Here is an 18,237-nt window from a genome sequence, read left to right as displayed (position 1 = left end):
CCCGGTGCGCTCCGGCCACCGGGGGCTGTTTCACGCCCGCGCGAGGCGCCTGACAAAAGTCACTCCCAACCGTGGACGGCCCACACTGCCCCCGCCCCCGCTCCGGCCGCGAAGCTTGACGCATCCGCAGGGCGGGATGCGCAGCACCACGAGACGGGGGACTCCGACCATGCTCCAGACCACGACCACCACCGAGGCCACCACCGAAACCACCGGCGAGGCCACCACCGCGGCCGCCGCCCCGCAGCCGGTGCCCGTCGACGAGGCCGCCGCGCAGCGCCGTGCTCTGCTGCAGAGCCTCAAGCCGCTGCTCGTGGACGCCGGTATCCCGATGGCCGCGTACTACGTGCTCACCCGGGGCTGCGGCATGAACACGATGGCCGCGCTCGCCTGGAGCGGTGTCGTTCCGCTCGCCCGCACCGTCTGGGGCATCGTCAAGGAGCGGAAGCTGAACGCGCTCGCCGCGGTGATGCTCGTCCTCAACGTGGCCGGGGTGCTGCTCAGCATGGTCGCCGGTGACGTCCGGCTGATGCTCGCCAAGGACAGTGCCGGAACGGGGGTGTTCGGGCTCGTGGTGTTCGCGGCCGCCTGCGCCGGGCGGCCGTTGATGAGTGCGGGGCTCAAGCCGTTCGCCACGAAGGGGTCGGCGGCCAAGGAGGCCGCCTGGGAGCGGCTGTCGGAGCAGTCCGCCCGGTTCCGCCGCCTGGAGCGGAGGTTCTCGGCGATCTGGGGCGGTGCGCTGCTGATCGAGGCCGTCGCGCGGGTCGTCGGCGCGTACACCCTGTCCCCCGACGTGATGGCCTGGCTGGGCAACGTGATCTTCGGGGTCGCCTTCGTCGCGGCGATGGTCGTCGGGGGCGGGGCGGCCGCCGACCCGATGGAGAAGATGGTGCAGCAGGAGGCCGAGGCCGCGGCCTGACGGCCTGACGGCCCCGCAGGATTGGTCTGGACAAAGCGTCCCACAGCGCCGGATAGTGAACCGCACCAAGATCATCACTTGTCCGGCAGCTCCCGAGGGATACATGTTCGCCGCGTTCGAGTTCCTTTTCCCCGCCATACCCGGCCTCATGGCGGCCGGCTCGGTCGCCGGCATCGCCGGGGTGGTCCGGAGGCAACGCCGCCTCCGCGCCGCCTGGAACAGCGGCATCGGGATCGAGGCCCGCTGCGTGCGGTCGTACATCGTCAACACCACGACGATGCGCGGCAACCGGCCCGTCTCGTCGAGCAGCCACCACAAACACGTCTACGAGTTCACCGACGGGGACGGGCAGCGACGGCGCTTCGAGGAGGCGGGGCCGGCAACGGTCTTCGAGGGCGACACGGTCGTCGTCCGGCATCCGCCCGGGCGGCCCGACCGGGCCACGGCCCTCCCGCCCGGTGACCCCGGGACCAGGGCCCGGGCCCGCGTGCGGATCGGGTTCCTCTGCTTCTTCGCCCTGCTGTCCGTCACGGTCGCGACGCTCTTCTTCACCATCGGCCACGAGATGGCCAAGTCCGACGACAAGGGCCGGGCGCCGCAGCCCGCCCCGCTCCCCTCCGGCCCGCCGCCCGGATACCGCCTGCCCGAGGGCTTCCCCACCGGGATGCCGGACGGCTTCCCCACCGACTTCCCCGCACCCCGTCCGTGACCCGCCCCGGCGCCGCACCCCGCCCGACTTCTCCCGGTTGCCTAGACTGGTGACTTCCCGGGCGCACGACCGGCGCCCGAGCGCGGGGACGGGAGAGGGACTGTGACGGCAGGCGTCGGGAACTTCGAAAGCATCGAAGGGTCCTTCGGCGACCCGTACGGCCCGTACGACCCGGACCGGACCGTCGGCCTCTCCGACCCGGCCGATCCCCCGGCCGATCCCCCGGCGGACCTGCTGGCCGAGGCCGCTGCCGCCTTCGGACTGCTCGCCTCCTCCGCCCGGCTGCACCTGGTCTGGGCCCTGGCCCAGGGCGAGAGCGACGTCAGCGGACTGGCCGAGCGGGTCGGCGGCGCACTGCCCGCGATCAGCCAGCACCTGGCCAAGCTCAAGCTGGGCGGCCTGGTGCGGTCCCGGCGCGAAGGACGCCGGGTGGTCTACCTGGTGGACGACCCCCATGTCGTGGCCATGGTCCGGCTCATGCTGAAGCAACTGGCCTCCCGCGAGCCGGAGACCGGCACCGCCTCCCTGTCCGGACGCCTTCGTGGCCTGGGCGCCTGAGGCTTCGCGTACGGCCGCGGGGGGCGGTGGTACGAACCTGGAGGTCCTGCGCGCGCTGGAGAGCGGGCCGCGCGGGCTGGTCGAGACGGAGGCGGAGGAACGGCTCCTGCGGCACGGGGAGAACGTCTTCCCCGGCCGCCGCCCGGAGCCCCTGCCGCTGCGCTTCGCGCACAGCCTGCGCGATCCCTTCACCGCCGTCCTCGTCTGCCTCGGCCTGGTCTCGGCCGTCCTGTCGAGCTGGGCCACGGCCTGCGTCATCGTCGTACTGGTGGTGGTCAGCTGCGTGCTGCGCGCGATAGGCGAGCACCGCGCCGACCGCTCGGCGGCCGGCCTGCGCGAGCTCGTCGCCACCACGGCCACCGTCCGCCGCCGGGCGACGGAGACCTCACCGCCGCTGGCCCGCGAGGTCCCGGTCGACCAGCTGGTCCCCGGCGACCTGGTGCTCCTCTCCCCCGGCGACCTGGTCCCGGCCGACCTGCGGCTGCTGCGCACGACGGGCCTGACCGTCCACGAGGCCGCCCTGACCGGCGAGTCGACGCCGGTCGACAAGAGCGCCCCAGGGAACGTGGGCGCCCCGGACGACCGCCGGCACCTGTGCTTCCAGGGCAGCAGCGTCGTCTCCGGCAGCGCCAGCGGCGTCGTCGTCGCCACCGGCCGCGACACCCTGCTCTCCGGCGCCCTGGCCGGCCCGTCGTGGCGGGCGCACACCCCCCGCGGGCCCTTCGACCGGTCCGTGAACGGGATCGCCTGGACCCTCATCCGGTTCATGCTGCTCACCGCCCCGCTCGTGCTGATCGCGAGCGCGCTGCTGCGCGGGCGCGGGCTGGAGACGCTGCCGTTCGCCGTCGCGGTGGCGGTCGGGCTCACGCCGGAGATGCTGCCCGTCATCGTCACGTCCGCGCTGGCGCGCGGCGCGGCGCTGCTCGCGCGGGACAGCGAGGTGATCGTCAGGCGGCTGCCGGCCCTGCACGACCTCGGCGCGGTCGACGTGCTGTGCGTGGACAAGACCGGCACCCTCACCCAGGACCGCCCGGTCGTCGAGTGCTCCGTGGACGCCGACGGCGAGCCCGAACCGGCCGTGCTGCGCTGGTCCGCGGTCAACGCCCTGTGGACCCTGCACCTGGCCGAAGTGCCCGTCCCCGACGCCCTGGACGAGGCGCTCCTGGACGCCGACGAGGAGGCGGGCGCGGCGTGCACGGGGGCGTTCGACGACTACGACGGCGTCGCCTCGCTGCCCTGCGGGCCGGGCCGCCGCGTCTCCACCGCCGTCGTCGGGCTGCCCGGCGACTCCCGGTTCGCCCTCGCGAACACCCACACCCTGGTGGTCAAGGGCGCCCCCGAGGACGTCCTGGACCGCTGCACCCTCGACGACGCGGAGCGGGAACGGCTGGCCGGCCGCGCCGCCGCCCTGGCCGCCGACGGGCTGCGGGTGCTGGCCGTCGCCGTCGCCGGACGTCCCGCCCGCCCCGGCCCGTACACCCACGCCGACGAGCACGGCCTGACGTTCACGGGCTTCGTGGGACTGCGCGACGCCCTCGCCCCCACCGCGGCCGAGGCCATCGCCGAGCTCGCGCGCGGCGGCGTCGCCGTCAAGCTCCTCACGGGCGACCACCCGGGCACCGCCGCCCGGGTCTGCCGCGAACTGGGCGGCGACCCCGGCGTGCCCGTCACCGCCGACCGCATCGACGCCCTCGCCGACGAGGCGGAGCTGACGGAACTCGCCGCCGGGACGACCGTCTTCGCGCGCTGCACCCCCGAGCACAAGGCCCGGGTCGTGCAGGCGCTGCGCGCAGGCGGGCACACCGTCGGGTTCCTGGGCGACGGGGTCAACGACCTGGCCGCGCTGCACGCCGCCGACGTGGGGATCTGCCCGCGCGACGGGGTCGACGTGGCGCGCGAGGCCGCCGACGTCGTGCTCGCCTCGAAGGACCTCACCGCCCTGGACCGGGCCATCGTCGCCGGGCGGCGCAGCACCTCCAACATCGCCGCCTATCTGCGGATCACCCTGTCGTCGAACGTCGGCAACGTCATCGCGATGCTGGTGGCCGGGCTGATGCTGCCGTTCCTGCCGATGCTCCCGGCGCAGGTGCTGGTGCAGAACCTGTGCTTCGACGCGGCCCAGCTGGCCCTCGCCTTCGACCGCCCCGACCCCGGCGCCCACAACCGTCCCGTGGTGCTGCGCCCGCGCGCGCTGCTGCGCTTCGTCACGGGCTTCGGCCTGCTGAACGCGGCCGCCGACCTGGCCACCTTCGGGGTGCTGCTGCTGGCCGTGCACTCGCTGGGCGAGGACGGCCAGGAGGCGTTCCACGCCGGGTGGTTCACCGAGAACCTGCTGACGCAGGCGATGGTGATGCTGCTCCTGCGGTCCGGGCGGCAGCTGGCGGAGGGCGACACCCCCGGCCCGATCCGGTGGGCGACGGCCGGCCTGGCGGTGGTGGGCCTGCTGCTGCCGCTGTCCCCGGTGGGGCCGCTGCTGGGGATGGCGGTGCTGCCGGCGATGTACTACGCGCTGCTGGCGGTGGTGCTGGCGCTGTACGCGGTCGGCCTCGCGGCGGCGCGGGCGCGGTTCGACCGCTGAGCCACAGCGCCCCGTAAGGGGCGCGGGGCTCCTTTTGATATGCGGCTCCGCCGCGTGGGCGCGACCAGCCACCGCCGGCCTGCAGCCGACGCACCACCCCAGGGGTCCGGGGCGAAGCCCCGAGAACCTCGACTGCGGGAGCGTCGTGGCTGATCGCGCAGTTCCCCGCGCCCCTTACGCGGCGCACGAAACGCGGGACGGGTTACCAGTCCCCGCCCCCGAAGTCGCCCCCGCCTCCGAAGTCGCCGCCGCCGTCGCCCCAGCCGCCTCCGCCGAAGTCGCTGGAGTTGAAGTCCGAGCCGGAGAAGTCCCCGCCGTCGGTGCCGCCGTCGTACGACGGACCGGCCGCCCAGGCGGACGGTCCGCTCAGCATGCTGCCCAGCACCGTGCCCGCGAGCAGCCCCGGCAGCATGCCGCCGCCGAAGTAGCCGCCGGCCCAGGGCCCGTACGCGGGCCCGGCGTTCCAGTAGGGCTGGGGACCGTGCTCGGTCTGGACGGTGCGGGACATCGGCTCCTGTCCGTCGGCCACCCGGGCCGCGTCCGCCGCGCAGGCGGGCACGGTGCGCATCGCACCGCCCGGCGGGGCCCAGGCCACGTCCTGGACGGACGGCCCGTGCCGCGGGTCGAAGAAGCAGGGCATCCGGCGCTCGGGCAGCGGGGCCCCGGTGCGGCGGGCGGCGAGGGTGGCCAGGGCGAAGCGGCCCTTGTCGAGGGAGTCGGTGACGCCCGTGACCTCCTGCGGCCTGGTGGCCGCGGCGATCCGCGTCTTGGCCTCCTCGTAGGCGTCGAGGGCCTGCTCGTAGTCGTGGCGCATCTCGTCGGTGGCGCCGGGCTCGGACGGCTTGAAGTCCAGCCGGTCGAGCTCCTCGCCGAAGGCGGTGATGTCCTCGTCGACGACGACGCGCAGCGCCTGCAGCTCGGCGCGCTCGCGCTCCTCGCGCCGCTTCTTGTTGCGCCGGTAGAGCGCGTAGCCGCCGGCGCCGCCGGCCACCAGAACGCCGCCGATCACCAGCAGCCCGGTGGTGGCGGCGTCGCCGGAGCCGCCCCAGGAGTCGGGGGCGTGGCCCTTGGCCTGCTTGTCGGCCTGGTCGACGAAGTTGTTGAGCACGGTCTTGGCGTCGCCGCCCTCCGCCCTGACGGCGTCGACCAGGTTGCGGGCGGAGCCGGGCGACATCACCTTGCGGTCCGCGGCGGCGTTGAACTTGTCGCCGAGGTGGACGGCGTAGACGCCGCTGATGCCGACGAGGCTGCGCAGGTTCTTCAGGATGGTCTGCTCGGGGAACTCGGGCGCGTTGGGCAGCACCGCGACGAACACCGGCTTGCCCGCGTCCTCGATCTTCTTCGCGAGGTCCTTGGCGTCAGCGTCGGAGAGCTGCGAGCTCGCCCTCGGGTCGACGTAGACCGGGCTCTTCTTCAGCCCTTCGGCCACGGCCTTCAGGCCGGTGGCCGTTCCGGTGTCGGCGTGCGCGGCAGGAGCGTACGACGCCGCGCCTGCCAACGCGAACAGGGCGATGGCCAGGGCCGCCAGCGGCCTTGCCAGCACCCGGGGAGTGGCGGACATGGCGTTGCTCCTCCAGGAAGGGCTCATGAGGATCATGGCTTTACTCTTCGCTCACCAACAAAACGGGCCGAACGGTCATGAGGTTCCTCACCCGTAGGAGAGGTTGGCGCAGGGGTCGTCGTCGGCCGAGCGGGCCTTGTCCGCGACCTCCGAGGACACCGCGTCCGGAGTGGAGACCGAGGCCGACGGGCTCGGGCCGGAGCCGCCTGCGGGGGCGTCCGCGTAGTCCTTGCCGAGGGTGACCGAGATCCCGCTCGCGGAGGCTCCCCGGACGTACGAGCCGGGGAAGAGCTTCGCGAGGGTCTTGGCGTGGTCCGCCTCGCCGGGTCCGAACTCGATCACGGTGGTGGCCTCGCCGCGCAGCCGGGAGTTCGCGGTGCCGGTGACGGTGTAGCCGTGCTCCTGGAGCAGTCCGGTGGCGCGGGCGCCGAGGCCGGCGACCGTGGTGCCGTTGGCTATGGAGACCTTGACGCCGGCCCCGTTGACGGCCTCCGAGGAGGATGCCGAGGGCGAGGGCTCGGACCCGTGGCCGTCCTTGCCGGCAGCGTCCTTGCCGTCGATGGTCCGGTCGGCCCTGAGGGAGGCCCACAGGGCGTTCGCGTCGGGCTGCTTCACGTCGACGCGGGCGCCGTCGTACTGCCAGGGCATGGTGACGAACTTGATGTTGTGCAGGTCGATGTTCTTCATCGCCATCGCGAAGGAGATCATCTTGTCGGCGCTGCCGAGCCCGGGGTCGACGGTCATCGACTTGGTGGCGGCGTCGGCCAGGGGCAGCAGGGTGGTGGGGTTCAGGCCCTGCGACTTGACCTTCTTGATCATGGAGGAGACGAAGGCCTGCTGACGCTGGATGCGCCCGATGTCGGAGCCGTCGCCTATGCCGTGGCGCACGCGGACGTAGTCCAGCGCCTTCTGCCCGGAGACCTTCTGCGGCCCCTTGGGGAAGATCAGGTCTCCGCGCGAGCCGAGGTTGGGGTTGAGGTCGCCCTCGTAGAGGTCCTTGGGGACGCAGACCTCGACGCCGCCCACGGCGGAGGTCATCGAGGAGAAGCCCGAGAAGTCGACCACGACGGTGTGGTCCACGCGCAGCCCGGTCAGCTGCTCGACGGTGTTCTGGGTGCAGGCGGGGTTGCCCTTGGGGGTGTCGCCCACGGAGAAGGCCGAGTTGAACATCGCGTGGTGCTCCCCGGACGTCCAGCTGCCGCTCGGGAGCTTGCAGGGCGGGACGTCGACGAGGGTGTCCCTGGGTATGGAGATGCCGATCGCGTGCTTCCCGTCACCGTAGACGTGCAGGATGAACGCGGTGTCCGAGCGGCCCACGTCGCCCGTGCCGCCGCCCAGCTTGGCGTTGCCGCCCGCGCGCGAGTCCGAACCGATCACCAGGACGTTCTGCCCGGCGGCATTGGCCGGGGGGCGGTTCTTGGAGAGGCCGTCGGCGCCGAAGGTGTTGATGTTGCCGTCGAACTTCAGGTACAGCCAGCCCGCACCGGCGGTCAGCAGCACCAGGAAGGCCACGGCGACAATGGTGACCCCCCGCATTTTTCCGCGCTTCGCGGGCTTCCCCGGGGGCGTTCCCTCGGGGCGCTTGCCCCGCTTGCCACTCATATGCGCGCCTCGTTCCAGTCCCCCGCCGACCGTTTGTTCACGGCCGGTTAGACGATTGGCCATGGGCTTTGGTTGTCCATTTGCGCAATCTAGCAAGTATGGTGGGGAAAGCTGTTATGGCATCCGAGCCGGAGCAAGCGGAAAGAGAGGTGGGCGGCCATGCTGCGCAACGCCCTGGAACCCTGGCACCTCCTGGTGGTCGTGCTCGTGGTTGTCGTCCTGTTCGGGTCGAAGAAGCTGCCCGACACCGCCCGTGCGCTGGGCAAGTCCATGCGCATCCTCAAGAGCGAGGCCAAGGCGATGAAGGACGAGGGCAGCACCGCACCTGCGAACACGGGCGCCGCGAGCGACACCGCCGCCGCCCCGGTGTCCGGCATCGTGCACCCCTCCACCCCCGCCTCCCCCAACGGAAGCACCGCCGACAGCGCTCGGTGAGCCGACCCCTCGGGGACATCGGCCCGTGGTGAGCCTCCTGGAGGCCGGGAACACCTCCCGGCCCGCGCCGGGAGGCTGCGCACCGCGGGCTTTTGTGCATGCCCGGGCACAGCCGGGGCAGCAGCGCCGATGACCGGCCGATGATCGGATCACGACAGTAGTTCCCGCGCAACATTGGCGGATCACGCACCGGGAACCGGAAGGAAAGCGTCGAGACTGGTCACCCGCATCACTCGCGCGCGCAGGAGGAACCGCCATGTCCGGGTCTCGTGTACTGGCCATGGGCCACTACCAGCCGTCCCGGGTGCTCACCAACGACGAGCTGGCCACCCTGGTCGACACCAGCGACGAGTGGATCAGTTCCCGGGTGGGCATCCGTACGCGGCGCATCGCCGCGCCCGACGAGTCGGTCGCCTCGATGGCCGCCCAGGCCGCCGCCAAGGCCCTCGCCAACAGCGGGCTCGCGCCGGAGGACGTCGACCTCGTCCTCGTCGCCACGTGCACCGCCGTCGACCGCAGCCCCAACACGGCGGCGCGGGTCGCCGCCGCACTGGGCCTCACCGCCCCCGCGGTGCTGGACGTCAACGTCGTCTGCGCCGGCTTCACCCACGCCCTCGCCCAGGCCGACCACGCGATCCGCGCCGGAGCGGCGACGAACGCGCTGGTCGTGGGCGTGGAGAAGTTCAGCGACGTGACCGACTGGACGGACCGCACCACGTGCGTCCTGGTCGGCGACGGCGCCGGGGCCGCCGTGGTCACCGCCTCCCCCGAACCCGGCATCGGCCCGGTGGTGTGGGGCTCGGTCCCCGAGATGGGCCACGCGGTGCGCATCGAGGGCGCCCCGTCCCGCTTCGCCCAGGAGGGCCAGTCCGTCTACCGCTGGGCCACCACGACCCTCCCGCCGATCGCCCGCAGCGCGTGCGAACGAGCCGGGGTGCGGCCGGAGGAGCTGGCGGCGGTGGTCCTGCACCAGGCGAACCTGCGCATCATCGAGCCGGTGGCCCGCCGGATCGGCGCGGTGAACGCCATTGTCGCCACGGACGTGACGGAGTCCGGCAACACGTCGGCGGCGAGCATCCCGCTGGCCCTGTCGAAGCTGGTGGCCTCCGGCCGGGTGGAGCCCGGCGCCCCGGTCCTGCTGTTCGGGTTCGGCGGAAACCTGTCGTACGCGGGGATGGTCGTGCAGTGCCCGTGACCGCCTACGGCTGTTCCCGCAGGTAGAGCGCGCCGCACGAGTGACAGATGGGGACGTTCGGCGTCCCCCAGTCGTCCGCGGAGCGGACTTCGGCGGCCGATTCCAGCTCGCGCCCGCACATCGCGGTCGACGCCTCCTGCCGCACCACGTGCCAGACCTTGACCTCGGCCAGCGGGTCCGCTGCCGCGCGGCCGTCGACGTACTCGGCCCGGAGTTCGTGCTCCATGACCCCACCATGCGGTACCCCTGGCGGGGGCGCCACCGATGGGGCGCTCAGAACACCGACCAGCCCGTCAGCGTCGTGAAGTGGTCCAGCGCAGCGACACCGGCCACCGAGTTGCCCCGGGCGTCCAGGCCCGGGCTCCACACGCACAGCGTGCAGCGGCCCGGTATCACCGCCACGATGCCCCCGCCCACGCCGCTCTTGCCGGGCAGGCCCACCCGGTAGGCGAAGTCGCCGGCCGCGTCGTAGGTGCCGCACGTCAGCATCACGGCGTTGATCTGCTTCGCCTCGCGGCGCGGCAGCAGCCGCGAGCCGTCGGCGCGCAGGCCGTGCCGGGCCAGGAAGCTGCCCGCGCGGGCCAGGTCGGCGCAGCTCATCCGGATCGAGCACTGCCAGAAGTAGTGCTCCAGGACCGTCGGCACGGGGTTGTCGAGGTTGCCGTAGCTGGCCATGAAGTGGGCCAGCGCCGCATTGCGGTCGCCGTGCTCGGTCTCGGACTCGGCCACCACCGGGTCGAAGGAGACGTCCGGGTTGCCGCTCTCGGCGCGCAGGAACTCCAGCATCGTGGTGCTCGCGTCGCCGGTCAGCGTCTGCAGCCGGTCGGTGACGACGAGCGCGCCGGCGTTGATGAACGGGTTGCGCGGGATCCCGTTCTCGTACTCCAGCTGCACCAGGGAGTTGAACGGGTTGCCGGACGGCTCGGTGCCGACGCGCTCCCAGATCTTCTCGCCGCCCTCGGCGAGCACCAGCGCGAGACTGAACGCCTTGGAGATGGACTGGACGGAGAACGGCCGTTCCCAGTCCCCCACGCCGTACACGCCGCCGTCGACGTCGGCGACGGCCATGCCGAAGTGATTGATGTCCACCTCGGCGAGCGCCGGGATGTAGTCGGCGACCTGCCCCCGGCCGACCAGCGGCCGCGCGAAGGCGGCAACCTCTTCGAGTACGGCCTGGTAGTCCACGTGGTGCGCTTCCTGTCTCTCCTTGCTGGCCGGGCCAGCGTACAAAATGGGTGACGTGACCAGCGACAATCCCCCCGGCGCGGCCGGGCTCGCCACCCTCCGTCCCGTGCTGCCGTCGCCGCTCGCCGAAGTGACGGACGAGCGGTTCGCCCGGCGCGGGCTGCGTCTGCTGCTCAAACGGGACGACCTGATACACCCGGACCTTCCGGGCAACAAGTGGCGCAAGCTGGAGCCGAATCTCGACGCCGCCGTGGCGGCCGGGCGGCGCACCCTGCTCACTTTCGGCGGCGCCTACTCCAACCATCTGCGGGCGACGGCCGCCGCCGGCCGGCTGCTCGGCTTCGCCACGGTGGGCGTCGTACGGGGCGAGGAACTGGCGGACCGGCCGCTCAATCCGTCGCTCGCGCAGTGCGCGGCGGACGGGATGGAGTTGCGGTTCGTCGACCGGGGAACGTACCGGCGCAAGGCCGAGCCGGAGGTGCTGGCGCGGCTGGCCCCCGAAGGGGCGTTCGTCGTCCCGGAGGGCGGCAGCAACGCGGCCGCTGCGCAGGGCTGCACCGCGCTGGGGCGTGAGTTGCGCGGGGTGGCGGATGTGGTGGGGGTGGCGTGCGGGACGGGCGGCACGCTCGCCGGACTGGCGGGTGGCCTGGCGGCCGGCCAGCGGGCGATCGGGTTCCCGGTACTGAAGGGCGGGTTCCTCGGCCCGGAGGTGGAACGCCTCCAGCGGGAGGCGTTCGGGGGACGGCGCGGCGACTGGCAGTTGGACGAGCGCTTCCACTTCGGCGGCTACGCGAAGAGCTCTGCCGAGCTGGAGGAGTTCGCGGAGGACTTCGCGGCGCGGCACAGGGTGCGGCTGGAGCGGGTGTACGTGACGAAGATGCTGTTCGGCCTGACGGCCTTGGCGGAGGAGGGGGCGTTCACGCCCGGAAGCACGGTGGCTGCTGTCATCACGGGGGCCCCGTAACGGGCGCCCCGTCAGGGGCGCGGGGCTGTTTCGATATGCGGCTCCGCCGCGTGGGCGCGATCAGCCACGACGCACCCGCAGATGCCCTGCCGCCCGAGGCGGTGCGTCAACTGCAGGCCGTCTTCGGCTGGTCGCGCAGTTCCCCGCGCCCCTTAAGGGCGCAGTCACCCTCATTCCTCCCGATAAGCGGCCGCCTCCTCCAGATCCAGCCTGCGCAGCAGCACCCGCAGCATCTCGTCATCGATCCGCCGCTCGTCCCGCAGCCGCACGAACACCTGGCGCTCCGCGCCGATGACCTCGCGGGTCAGGCGGCGGTACGCGTCGTCCGCCGTCTCGCCCGTCCGTTCGTCGACGACGCCCAGCCGCTCCCACACCGCGTTGCGGCGGCGTTCCAGGACCGCGCGCAGGCGGTCCGCCAGCGGCGACGGCAGGGCGTTGCGCTCGTCCGCGAGGAGTTCCGCCAGCCGCCGCTCCGCCGCCGTGGACGCCTCGCTCTGCGCCTGGGCCTCGACCAGCGTCAGCTCCTCCGGCTCGGGGCGCCGCAGCCGCAGCCGGCGGATCAGCGGCGGCAGCGACAGGCCCTGCACCACCAGGGTGCCGATCACCGTCGTGAACGCCAGGAACTGGATCAGGTTCCGCGCCGGGAACGGCGCGCCGCTGTGCGTGGCGACGGGGATCGAGAAGGCGATGGCCAGGGACACGACGCCGCGCATACCGGCCCAGCCGATGACGAACACCCCGCGGACGTCCGTGTCGGGCTCGCGCTCGCGGATCCGCGGGAACAGCGCCCGCGGGACGAAGGCCGCGGGGTAGACCCACACGAAGCGCGTCGCGACCACGACCGCGAACACCACCACCGCGTACCAGGCCGCGGGCCCCATCCCGTACGTCCCCAGCCCCCGCAGCACGACGGGGAGTTGGAGCCCGATGAGGGCGAAGACGGCCGACTCCAGGACGAAGGCGACCATCCGCCACACGGCCTCCTCCTGCAGCCGGGTCGCGAAGTCGACCTGCCAGGACCGGTGTCCGAGGTAGAGGCCGACGACGACCACGGCGAGCACGCCGGACGCCCCGACCTCCTCGGCGGCGCCGTAGGCGACGAACGGGATGAGGAGCGAGAGGGTGTTCTGCAGCAGCGGCTCGCGCAGCCGCTTGCGCAGCCAGTGCAGCGGCACCATGAGGACGAGGCCGACGCCGATGCCGCCGACCGAGGCGACCGCGAACTCCCGGGCGCCCTCGGCCCAGGTGGCGCCCGCGCCGACCGCGGCGGCGAGGGCCACGCGGTAGGCGGTGATGGCCGTCGCGTCGTTGACCAGCGACTCGCCCTGCAGGATCGTCGTGAGCCGCGACGGCAGCCCCAGGCGGCGCGCGATGGCCGTCGCGGCCACCGCGTCCGGCGGGGCGACGACGGCGGCCAGCACGAGCGCCGCCGCGGCGGGCAGCCCGGGCACGACGAGGAACGCCACATAGCCGACGACGAGCGTCGCGAAGAGCACGTACCCGACCGAGAGCAGGGCGACCGGCCGCCAGTTGGCCCGCAGGTCGAGGTACGAGCTGTCGAGCGCGGCGGTGTGCAGCAACGGCGGCAGCACCAGGGGCAGCACGATGTCCGGGTCGAGCGTGTAGTCCGGCACGCCGGGCACGTACGAGGCCACCAGCCCGGCGGCGACGAGCAGCAGGGGCGCGGGCACGGGGGTGCGGCGGGCGGCGCCCGCGACGGCGGTGCTGCCGGCGACCAGCAACAGCAGCGGCATGACATTCATGTGTCCGGTCATCCCTCGGAGTCTGCGAGCGTGCGAACTACCCTGGCAATCATGATCGAGTGCACGCATGTCGATGCGCTGCCGCGCCCCGAGCCGGAGCCGGCGAGTGCCACCTGCCCGGAGTGCGAGAGAGTCGGCAGCCACCCCGTACAGCTGCGGATGTGCCTGGTGTGCGGCCATGTCGGCTGCTGCGACTCCTCGCCGTACCGGCACGCCACCGGGCACTTCGAGGAGACCGGCCACGCGGTGATGCGCAGTCACGAACCGGGACAGAGCTGGCGCTGGTGCTTCGTGGACCGGCACCTCGTCTGAGCGCCCGCACCGGGGCGGGCGCCGCACGCACGCCCCCGCGCGTGCCCCCGGCGGGGGCGCCGGTTTCCGGGGCCCTGTCGGCGGGGCCCGCTAGCATGCACACATGATCCGACCTGCGACGCCCGGCGACGTGCCCGCCGTCCACGCGATGATCCGCGAACTCGCCGCGTACGAACGGGCGCTGGAGGCGGCGAAGGCGACCGAGGAGCAGCTGCACGAGGCGCTCTTCGGGGAGCACCCGGCGGCCTTCGCCCTGATAGCGGAGAGTGACGAATCGACGCCCGAGGACGGCCGCGCGGAGCGCGAAACGGTCGGCTTCGCCCTCTGGTTCCGCAACTTCTCCACCTGGACGGGCACGCACGGTGTCTACCTCGAGGATCTCTACGTCCGGCCGCACGCGCGCCGCGCGGGCCACGGCAGGGCGCTCCTCGCGGCGCTCGCGAAGATCTGCACGGACCGCGGCTACGAGCGTTTCGAATGGTCAGTGCTGGACTGGAACGAGCCCTCGATCGCCTTCTACAAGTCCCTCGGCGCCGAGCCCATGAGCGAGTGGACGGTGCACCGGATGTCGGGAGAGCCGCTCCAGGCTCTTGCGGCGCTCGCGCAGAGTGACGAAAATCCCAACAGGGCGATTTCTCTTTCGATTTGAGACCGCACGACCCTAGCCACTGTGCGTACTCATGGGCTTACCATGAGTGACAGTCGCGGGGCTGCGGCGCGGACCCGCAGATCGCGATAGCGTCTCAGCCGGACCATGTGCCGCACCGGCCCGTTTCTCCCCCGTCCTCCACCGGCCGGGGGCCGCGCGGGACCGGGCCCCGTTACAGCTCAAGAAGCTTGTGCCACCTTGGAGGTGAGGGTGTCCCCCATCGCAGGCGAGCCTGGGACGACCCAGGACTTCGTGGAAGTCCGGCTGCCCGCTGCGGGTGCCTACCTGTCGGTGCTGCGGACGGCGACAGCCGGCCTCGCGGCCCGTCTGGACTTCACCCTCGACGAGATCGAGGACTTGCGCATCGCCGTCGACGAGGCCTGCGCGATCCTGCTCCAGCAGGCCGTTCCGGGCTCCGTCCTCAGCTGCGTCTTCCGCCTCGTCGGGGACGCGCTCCGGGTGACCGTCTCGGCACCCACCACCGACGGCCGCGCGCCCGAGCGCGACACCTTCGCCTGGACGGTGCTCTCCGCCCTGGCCGGCGAGGTCGACTCCACCGTCGCGGAGGACCGCACGGTCAGCATCAGCCTGCACAAGAAGCGCGGCGCCGGCCCCGGGCAGCCGTGACGGAAGAGGGGGCTCCGTGAGTACTGCGTCACCGCGGGGAGTGCGTACCCCGGCCATCCCGCAACAGCCTGCCCGGCCGCTGCCGGTCCAGGCGGGCGACCCGTCAGAGCGGGCGGACCACATGGATCATGTCCAGCACCAGCAGCAGCACGGCGATCCGCACGATCGCAGCGGTGCCCGGGCCCTGTTCGTCGAGCTGCGCGCGCTGCCCGAGGGCTCGCCGGAGCGGGCCGAGCTGCGCAATCACCTGGTGCGGATGCACCTGCCCCTGGTGGAGCACCTGGCCCGGCGGTTCCGCAATCGCGGCGAGCCGCTGGACGACCTCACCCAGGTCGCCACGATCGGTCTGATCAAGTCCGTGGACCGGTTCGACCCGGAGCGCGGGGTGGAGTTCTCCACGTACGCGACGCCCACGGTCGTCGGCGAGATCAAGCGGCACTTCCGCGACAAGGGCTGGGCGGTGCGGGTGCCGCGCCGGCTCCAGGAGCTGCGGCTGGCCCTGACCACGGCCACCGCCGAGCTCTCCCAGCGGCACGGCCGCGCGCCCACGGTGCACGAGCTGGCCCAGCACCTGAGCATCTCCGAGGAGGAGGTGCTGGAGGGCCTGGAGTCCGCCAACGCCTACAGCACGCTCTCGCTGGACGTGCCGGACACGGACGACGAGTCCCCGGCCGTGGCGGACACCCTCGGCGCGGAGGACGAGGCGCTGGAGGGCGTCGAGTACCGGGAGTCCCTCAAGCCGCTGCTGGAGGACCTGCCGCCGCGGGAGAAGAAGATCCTGCTGCTGCGCTTCTTCGGCAACATGACCCAGTCGCAGATCGCCCAGGAGGTCGGCATCTCCCAGATGCACGTCTCCCGCCTGCTGGCCCGCACCCTGGCCCAGCTGAGGGATCGCTTGCTGATCGAGGAATGAGCCGAGCCCCGTAAGGGGCGCGGGGAACTGCGCGAGCAACCCCCACCGGCCCGCAGCCGACGCACCGCCTCGGGCAGCAGGTCATCTGCGGGTGCATCGTGGCTGGTCGCGCAGTTCCCCGCGCCCCTTACGGGGCGCGCCGGACACGTCCTAAGCGTCCCGAGGCCCGATGCCCAATGCTTCGGTGGCGGTCGGGTTGACCAGCAACACCAACGTCGTCACGGCGACGAGCGCAACCGCGACCCCGGCCGCGATCAACGCCCCGCCCGCATTGGCCAGCGTCCACGCGACCGGCAGCGCCATGATCTGCGTCGCCAGCGACGGCCCCCGGCTCCAGCGCCGCCGCAGCCACAGCCCGCGCGCCGCGACCAGCGGCAGCGCGGCGAGGGCGAGCACGGTCAGCCCGCCCATCTCCGCCTGGCGGGGGCTGTCCGGCCGTCCCAGCAGGCCCATGACCAGCAGGTAGATCCCACCGGCGACGAGCACGGCACCCTCGGCGCCGGACAGCACGGCGGCCGCCGTCAGCCGGCGCGGCCGGGGCCCGGCGGGGGCCGGAGGCGTGTTCCCCGCCTGGGTCGTACGGGCGGATTTCGGGGCGGACTGCTTGCTGCTCACCCCAGCAGGGTAGCTGTAGGCCTGCTCGTAAAAGGCCGACCTGGGACCGTTCATGTACCGGCAGGTAGGTAGGCTGGCGCGCATGCGTGCGCTTCTCGTGGTCAACCCTTCGGCCACCACCACCAGTGCCCGTACCCGTGATGTCCTGGCGCACGCCCTGGCAAGCGATCTCAAACTGGAGGTCGCCACCACCGAGTACCGCGGGCACGCCCGCGACCTCGCACGGGCCGCGGTCGAGAGCGGGAACACGGAGCTGGTGGTCGCGCTCGGCGGCGACGGCACGGTCAACGAGGTGGTCAACGGCCTGCTGCACGCGGGCCCCGCCCCCGAGCAGCTGCCCCGGCTGGCGGTGGTGCCCGGCGGGTCCACCAATGTCTTCGCCCGCGCCCTGGGCCTGCCCAACGACGTCGTGGAGGCGACGGGCGCCCTGCTGGACGCGCTGCGCGAGGGCCGTGAGCGCACGGTCGGCCTCGGCCTGGCGGCGGGCACTCCGGGCACCGAGGACGAGGGGGTCCCGGAGCGCTGGTTCACCTTCTGCGCGGGCTTCGGCTTCGACGCGGGGGTCGTGGGCCGGGTGGAGCAACAGCGCGAGCGCGGCAAGCGTTCGACCCACTCCCTGTACGTGCGACAGGTGGCCCGTCAGTTCTTCGGCGAGCACCACCGGCGACACGGCACGATCACCCTCGAACGACCTGGCGAGGAGCCACTCCGCAATCTCGTCATGTCGATAATCTGCAACACGGCCCCGTGGACCTATCTGGGCAACCGCCCGGTCTACGCGCTGCCGGACGCGTCCTTCGACACCGCCCTTGACGTGCTCGGATTCACCAAGCTGAGCACGCTGACGGCCGGCCGCCACGGCACCCAGCTGCTCACCTCCACCCCCGAGCGCGGGCCTCGCGGCAAACACGCTGTGTCACTGCATGACCAGGACTCGTTCACCTTGCATTCGCAGGTTCCCCTCCCGTTCCAGATGGACGGCGACCACCTCGGACTGCGCACCAGCGTGACGTTCACAGGCGTTCGCCGTGCACTGCGTGTGATTGTGTGAGTGCCAGGGCCTAAAGTCCTTCCACTCGAACGTTTAGACTGGGCTGCACCCCCTGGAAGTACGGCTGTGACCTAGCCGACACCGAGGAATCAAAAAAAACTTTCCGGAAGGGGTTGTATCCGTCGCCGAGGTTTGCGAGTCTCTTCATGGCGATCGGGACAGCCCTCCATCAAGGCTTCCTCTGAGAGCCCGAACCCCCTCCTTTTACCTCCTGGACCACACCAGTCTTGCGACTGGCAGTCGGCCCTTCCCTTGCGGGGGGATTCGTGAAAGCGTTCACATTCACAAGCCACGTAGCCGTAACACGAGGAGATGGAGCAGCCATGGACTGGCGTCACAACGCCGTTTGCCGCGAGGAAGACCCCGAGCTGTTCTTCCCCATCGGCAACACCGGTCCTGCGCTGCTGCAGATCGAGGAAGCCAAGGCCGTCTGCCGCCGCTGCCCCGTCATGGAGCAGTGCCTGCAGTGGGCGCTCGAGTCCGGCCAGGACTCCGGCGTCTGGGGTGGCCTCAGCGAGGACGAGCGTCGCGCGATGAAGCGCCGCGCTGCCCGCAACCGGGCGCGCAACGCGACCGCCTGACCCCCTACTGTCTAACGACG

19 protein-coding genes are annotated in these 18,237 nt (G+C 72.4%); 13 read left to right on the top strand and 6 right to left on the bottom strand.

All coding sequences use genetic code 11. The annotated features are described in order from the left end of the window. Positions 1-169 precede the first annotated feature (169 nt). From ACWD4B_RS04295 to mgtA, 4 genes are all read left to right on the top strand, one after another. Positions 170-919, top strand: coding sequence for a VC0807 family protein (locus ACWD4B_RS04295; RefSeq protein WP_451419315.1), 750 nt, complete (start codon positions 170-172; stop codon positions 917-919). 103 nt (positions 920-1,022) lie between these two features. Further along, positions 1,023-1,628 (top strand): hypothetical protein, encoded by a 606-nt coding sequence (locus ACWD4B_RS04290; protein WP_451419314.1) that lies wholly within the window; start codon positions 1,023-1,025, stop codon positions 1,626-1,628. 231 nt (positions 1,629-1,859) lie between these two features. Further along, positions 1,860-2,186: a metalloregulator ArsR/SmtB family transcription factor gene (locus ACWD4B_RS04285; protein WP_336414226.1), complete on the top strand. Its 327-nt coding sequence runs from the start codon at positions 1,860-1,862 to the stop codon at positions 2,184-2,186. Then, positions 2,170-4,764 carry a magnesium-translocating P-type ATPase gene (gene mgtA, locus ACWD4B_RS04280; protein ID WP_451419313.1) on the top strand — a complete coding sequence of 865 codons (2,595 nt, stop codon included), beginning with the start codon at positions 2,170-2,172 and terminating at the stop codon, positions 4,762-4,764. Before ACWD4B_RS04285 ends, mgtA begins: the two co-directional genes overlap by 17 nt. Before the next feature lie 202 nt (positions 4,765-4,966). Here the strand turns inward: mgtA and ACWD4B_RS04275 are convergent, their stop codons facing one another. Beyond that, on the bottom strand, positions 4,967-6,325 hold the full coding sequence (locus ACWD4B_RS04275) for a hypothetical protein (protein ID WP_451419312.1): 1,359 nt from the start codon (positions 6,323-6,325) through the stop codon (positions 4,967-4,969). Positions 6,326-6,412: 87 nt separating this feature from the next. Then, entirely contained in the window at positions 6,413-7,927 is a 1,515-nt protein-coding gene (locus tag ACWD4B_RS04270) for an LCP family protein (RefSeq protein WP_451419311.1), read from the bottom strand. Between the two features lie 159 nt (positions 7,928-8,086). Between ACWD4B_RS04270 and tatA the strand changes: the two genes are divergently transcribed. Next, on the top strand, positions 8,087-8,362 hold the full coding sequence (gene tatA / locus ACWD4B_RS04265; RefSeq protein ID WP_451419310.1) for a Sec-independent protein translocase subunit TatA: 276 nt from the start codon (positions 8,087-8,089) through the stop codon (positions 8,360-8,362). Positions 8,363-8,618: 256 nt separating this feature from the next. Next, on the top strand, positions 8,619-9,557 hold the full coding sequence (locus ACWD4B_RS04260; RefSeq protein ID WP_451419309.1) for a beta-ketoacyl-ACP synthase III: 939 nt from the start codon (positions 8,619-8,621) through the stop codon (positions 9,555-9,557). A 4-nt stretch (positions 9,558-9,561) separates the two neighbouring features. On the opposite strand, the gene ACWD4B_RS04255 is transcribed toward ACWD4B_RS04260, so the two are convergent. Beyond that, entirely contained in the window at positions 9,562-9,783 is a 222-nt protein-coding gene (locus ACWD4B_RS04255) for a hypothetical protein (RefSeq protein WP_451419308.1), read from the bottom strand. A 47-nt stretch (positions 9,784-9,830) separates the two neighbouring features. Then, a complete protein-coding gene (locus ACWD4B_RS04250; protein ID WP_451419307.1) occupies positions 9,831-10,742 on the bottom strand; it encodes a glutaminase in 912 nt (303 codons plus the stop codon). 46 nt (positions 10,743-10,788) lie between these two features. Between ACWD4B_RS04250 and ACWD4B_RS04245 the strand changes: the two genes are divergently transcribed. Beyond that, positions 10,789-11,706: a 1-aminocyclopropane-1-carboxylate deaminase/D-cysteine desulfhydrase gene (locus ACWD4B_RS04245; protein WP_451419306.1), complete on the top strand. Its 918-nt coding sequence runs from the start codon at positions 10,789-10,791 to the stop codon at positions 11,704-11,706. 170 nt (positions 11,707-11,876) lie between these two features. On the opposite strand, the gene ACWD4B_RS04240 is transcribed toward ACWD4B_RS04245, so the two are convergent. Further along, positions 11,877-13,469, bottom strand: a complete 1,593-nt coding sequence (locus ACWD4B_RS04240) for a Na+/H+ antiporter (RefSeq protein WP_451419331.1) — start codon at positions 13,467-13,469, stop codon at positions 11,877-11,879. A gap of 51 nt (positions 13,470-13,520) precedes the next feature. On the opposite strand from ACWD4B_RS04240, the gene ACWD4B_RS04235 reads away from it, so the two are divergent. The 4 genes from ACWD4B_RS04235 (at position 13,521) to ACWD4B_RS04220 (ending at position 15,970) form a co-directional block, all read left to right on the top strand. After that, on the top strand, positions 13,521-13,781 hold the full coding sequence (locus ACWD4B_RS04235) for a UBP-type zinc finger domain-containing protein (protein ID WP_336414083.1): 261 nt from the start codon (positions 13,521-13,523) through the stop codon (positions 13,779-13,781). Between the two features lie 103 nt (positions 13,782-13,884). Beyond that, on the top strand, positions 13,885-14,430 hold the full coding sequence (locus tag ACWD4B_RS04230; RefSeq protein ID WP_451419305.1) for an N-acetyltransferase family protein: 546 nt from the start codon (positions 13,885-13,887) through the stop codon (positions 14,428-14,430). Positions 14,431-14,640: 210 nt separating this feature from the next. Further along, complete coding sequence (locus tag ACWD4B_RS04225; RefSeq protein WP_126915983.1) at positions 14,641-15,057, top strand: ATP-binding protein; 417 nt, start codon at positions 14,641-14,643, stop codon at positions 15,055-15,057. A gap of 40 nt (positions 15,058-15,097) precedes the next feature. Continuing rightward, positions 15,098-15,970, top strand: coding sequence for an RNA polymerase sigma factor SigF (locus ACWD4B_RS04220; protein ID WP_390776798.1), 873 nt, complete (start codon positions 15,098-15,100; stop codon positions 15,968-15,970). Positions 15,971-16,120: 150 nt separating this feature from the next. Here the strand turns inward: ACWD4B_RS04220 and ACWD4B_RS04215 are convergent, their stop codons facing one another. Further along, complete coding sequence (locus ACWD4B_RS04215) at positions 16,121-16,585, bottom strand: hypothetical protein (RefSeq protein ID WP_451419304.1); 465 nt, start codon at positions 16,583-16,585, stop codon at positions 16,121-16,123. A gap of 82 nt (positions 16,586-16,667) precedes the next feature. On the opposite strand from ACWD4B_RS04215, the gene ACWD4B_RS04210 reads away from it, so the two are divergent. Both ACWD4B_RS04210 and ACWD4B_RS04205 read left to right on the top strand, forming a co-directional pair. Further along, the gene (locus ACWD4B_RS04210) at positions 16,668-17,636 is read left to right on the top strand and encodes a diacylglycerol/lipid kinase family protein (RefSeq protein ID WP_336414086.1); all 969 of its coding nucleotides are present in this window, start codon (positions 16,668-16,670) and stop codon (positions 17,634-17,636) included. A 323-nt stretch (positions 17,637-17,959) separates the two neighbouring features. Continuing rightward, positions 17,960-18,217 carry a WhiB family transcriptional regulator gene (locus ACWD4B_RS04205; RefSeq protein WP_004937597.1) on the top strand — a complete coding sequence of 86 codons (258 nt, stop codon included), beginning with the start codon at positions 17,960-17,962 and terminating at the stop codon, positions 18,215-18,217. The last annotated feature ends 20 nt before the right edge of the window (positions 18,218-18,237 follow it).

It is taken from the genome of Streptomyces sp. NPDC002536 (assembly GCF_053594995.1).
The sequence above is the reverse complement of the archived record's forward strand: the minus strand, read 5'-3'. Positions and strand labels throughout refer to the sequence as shown.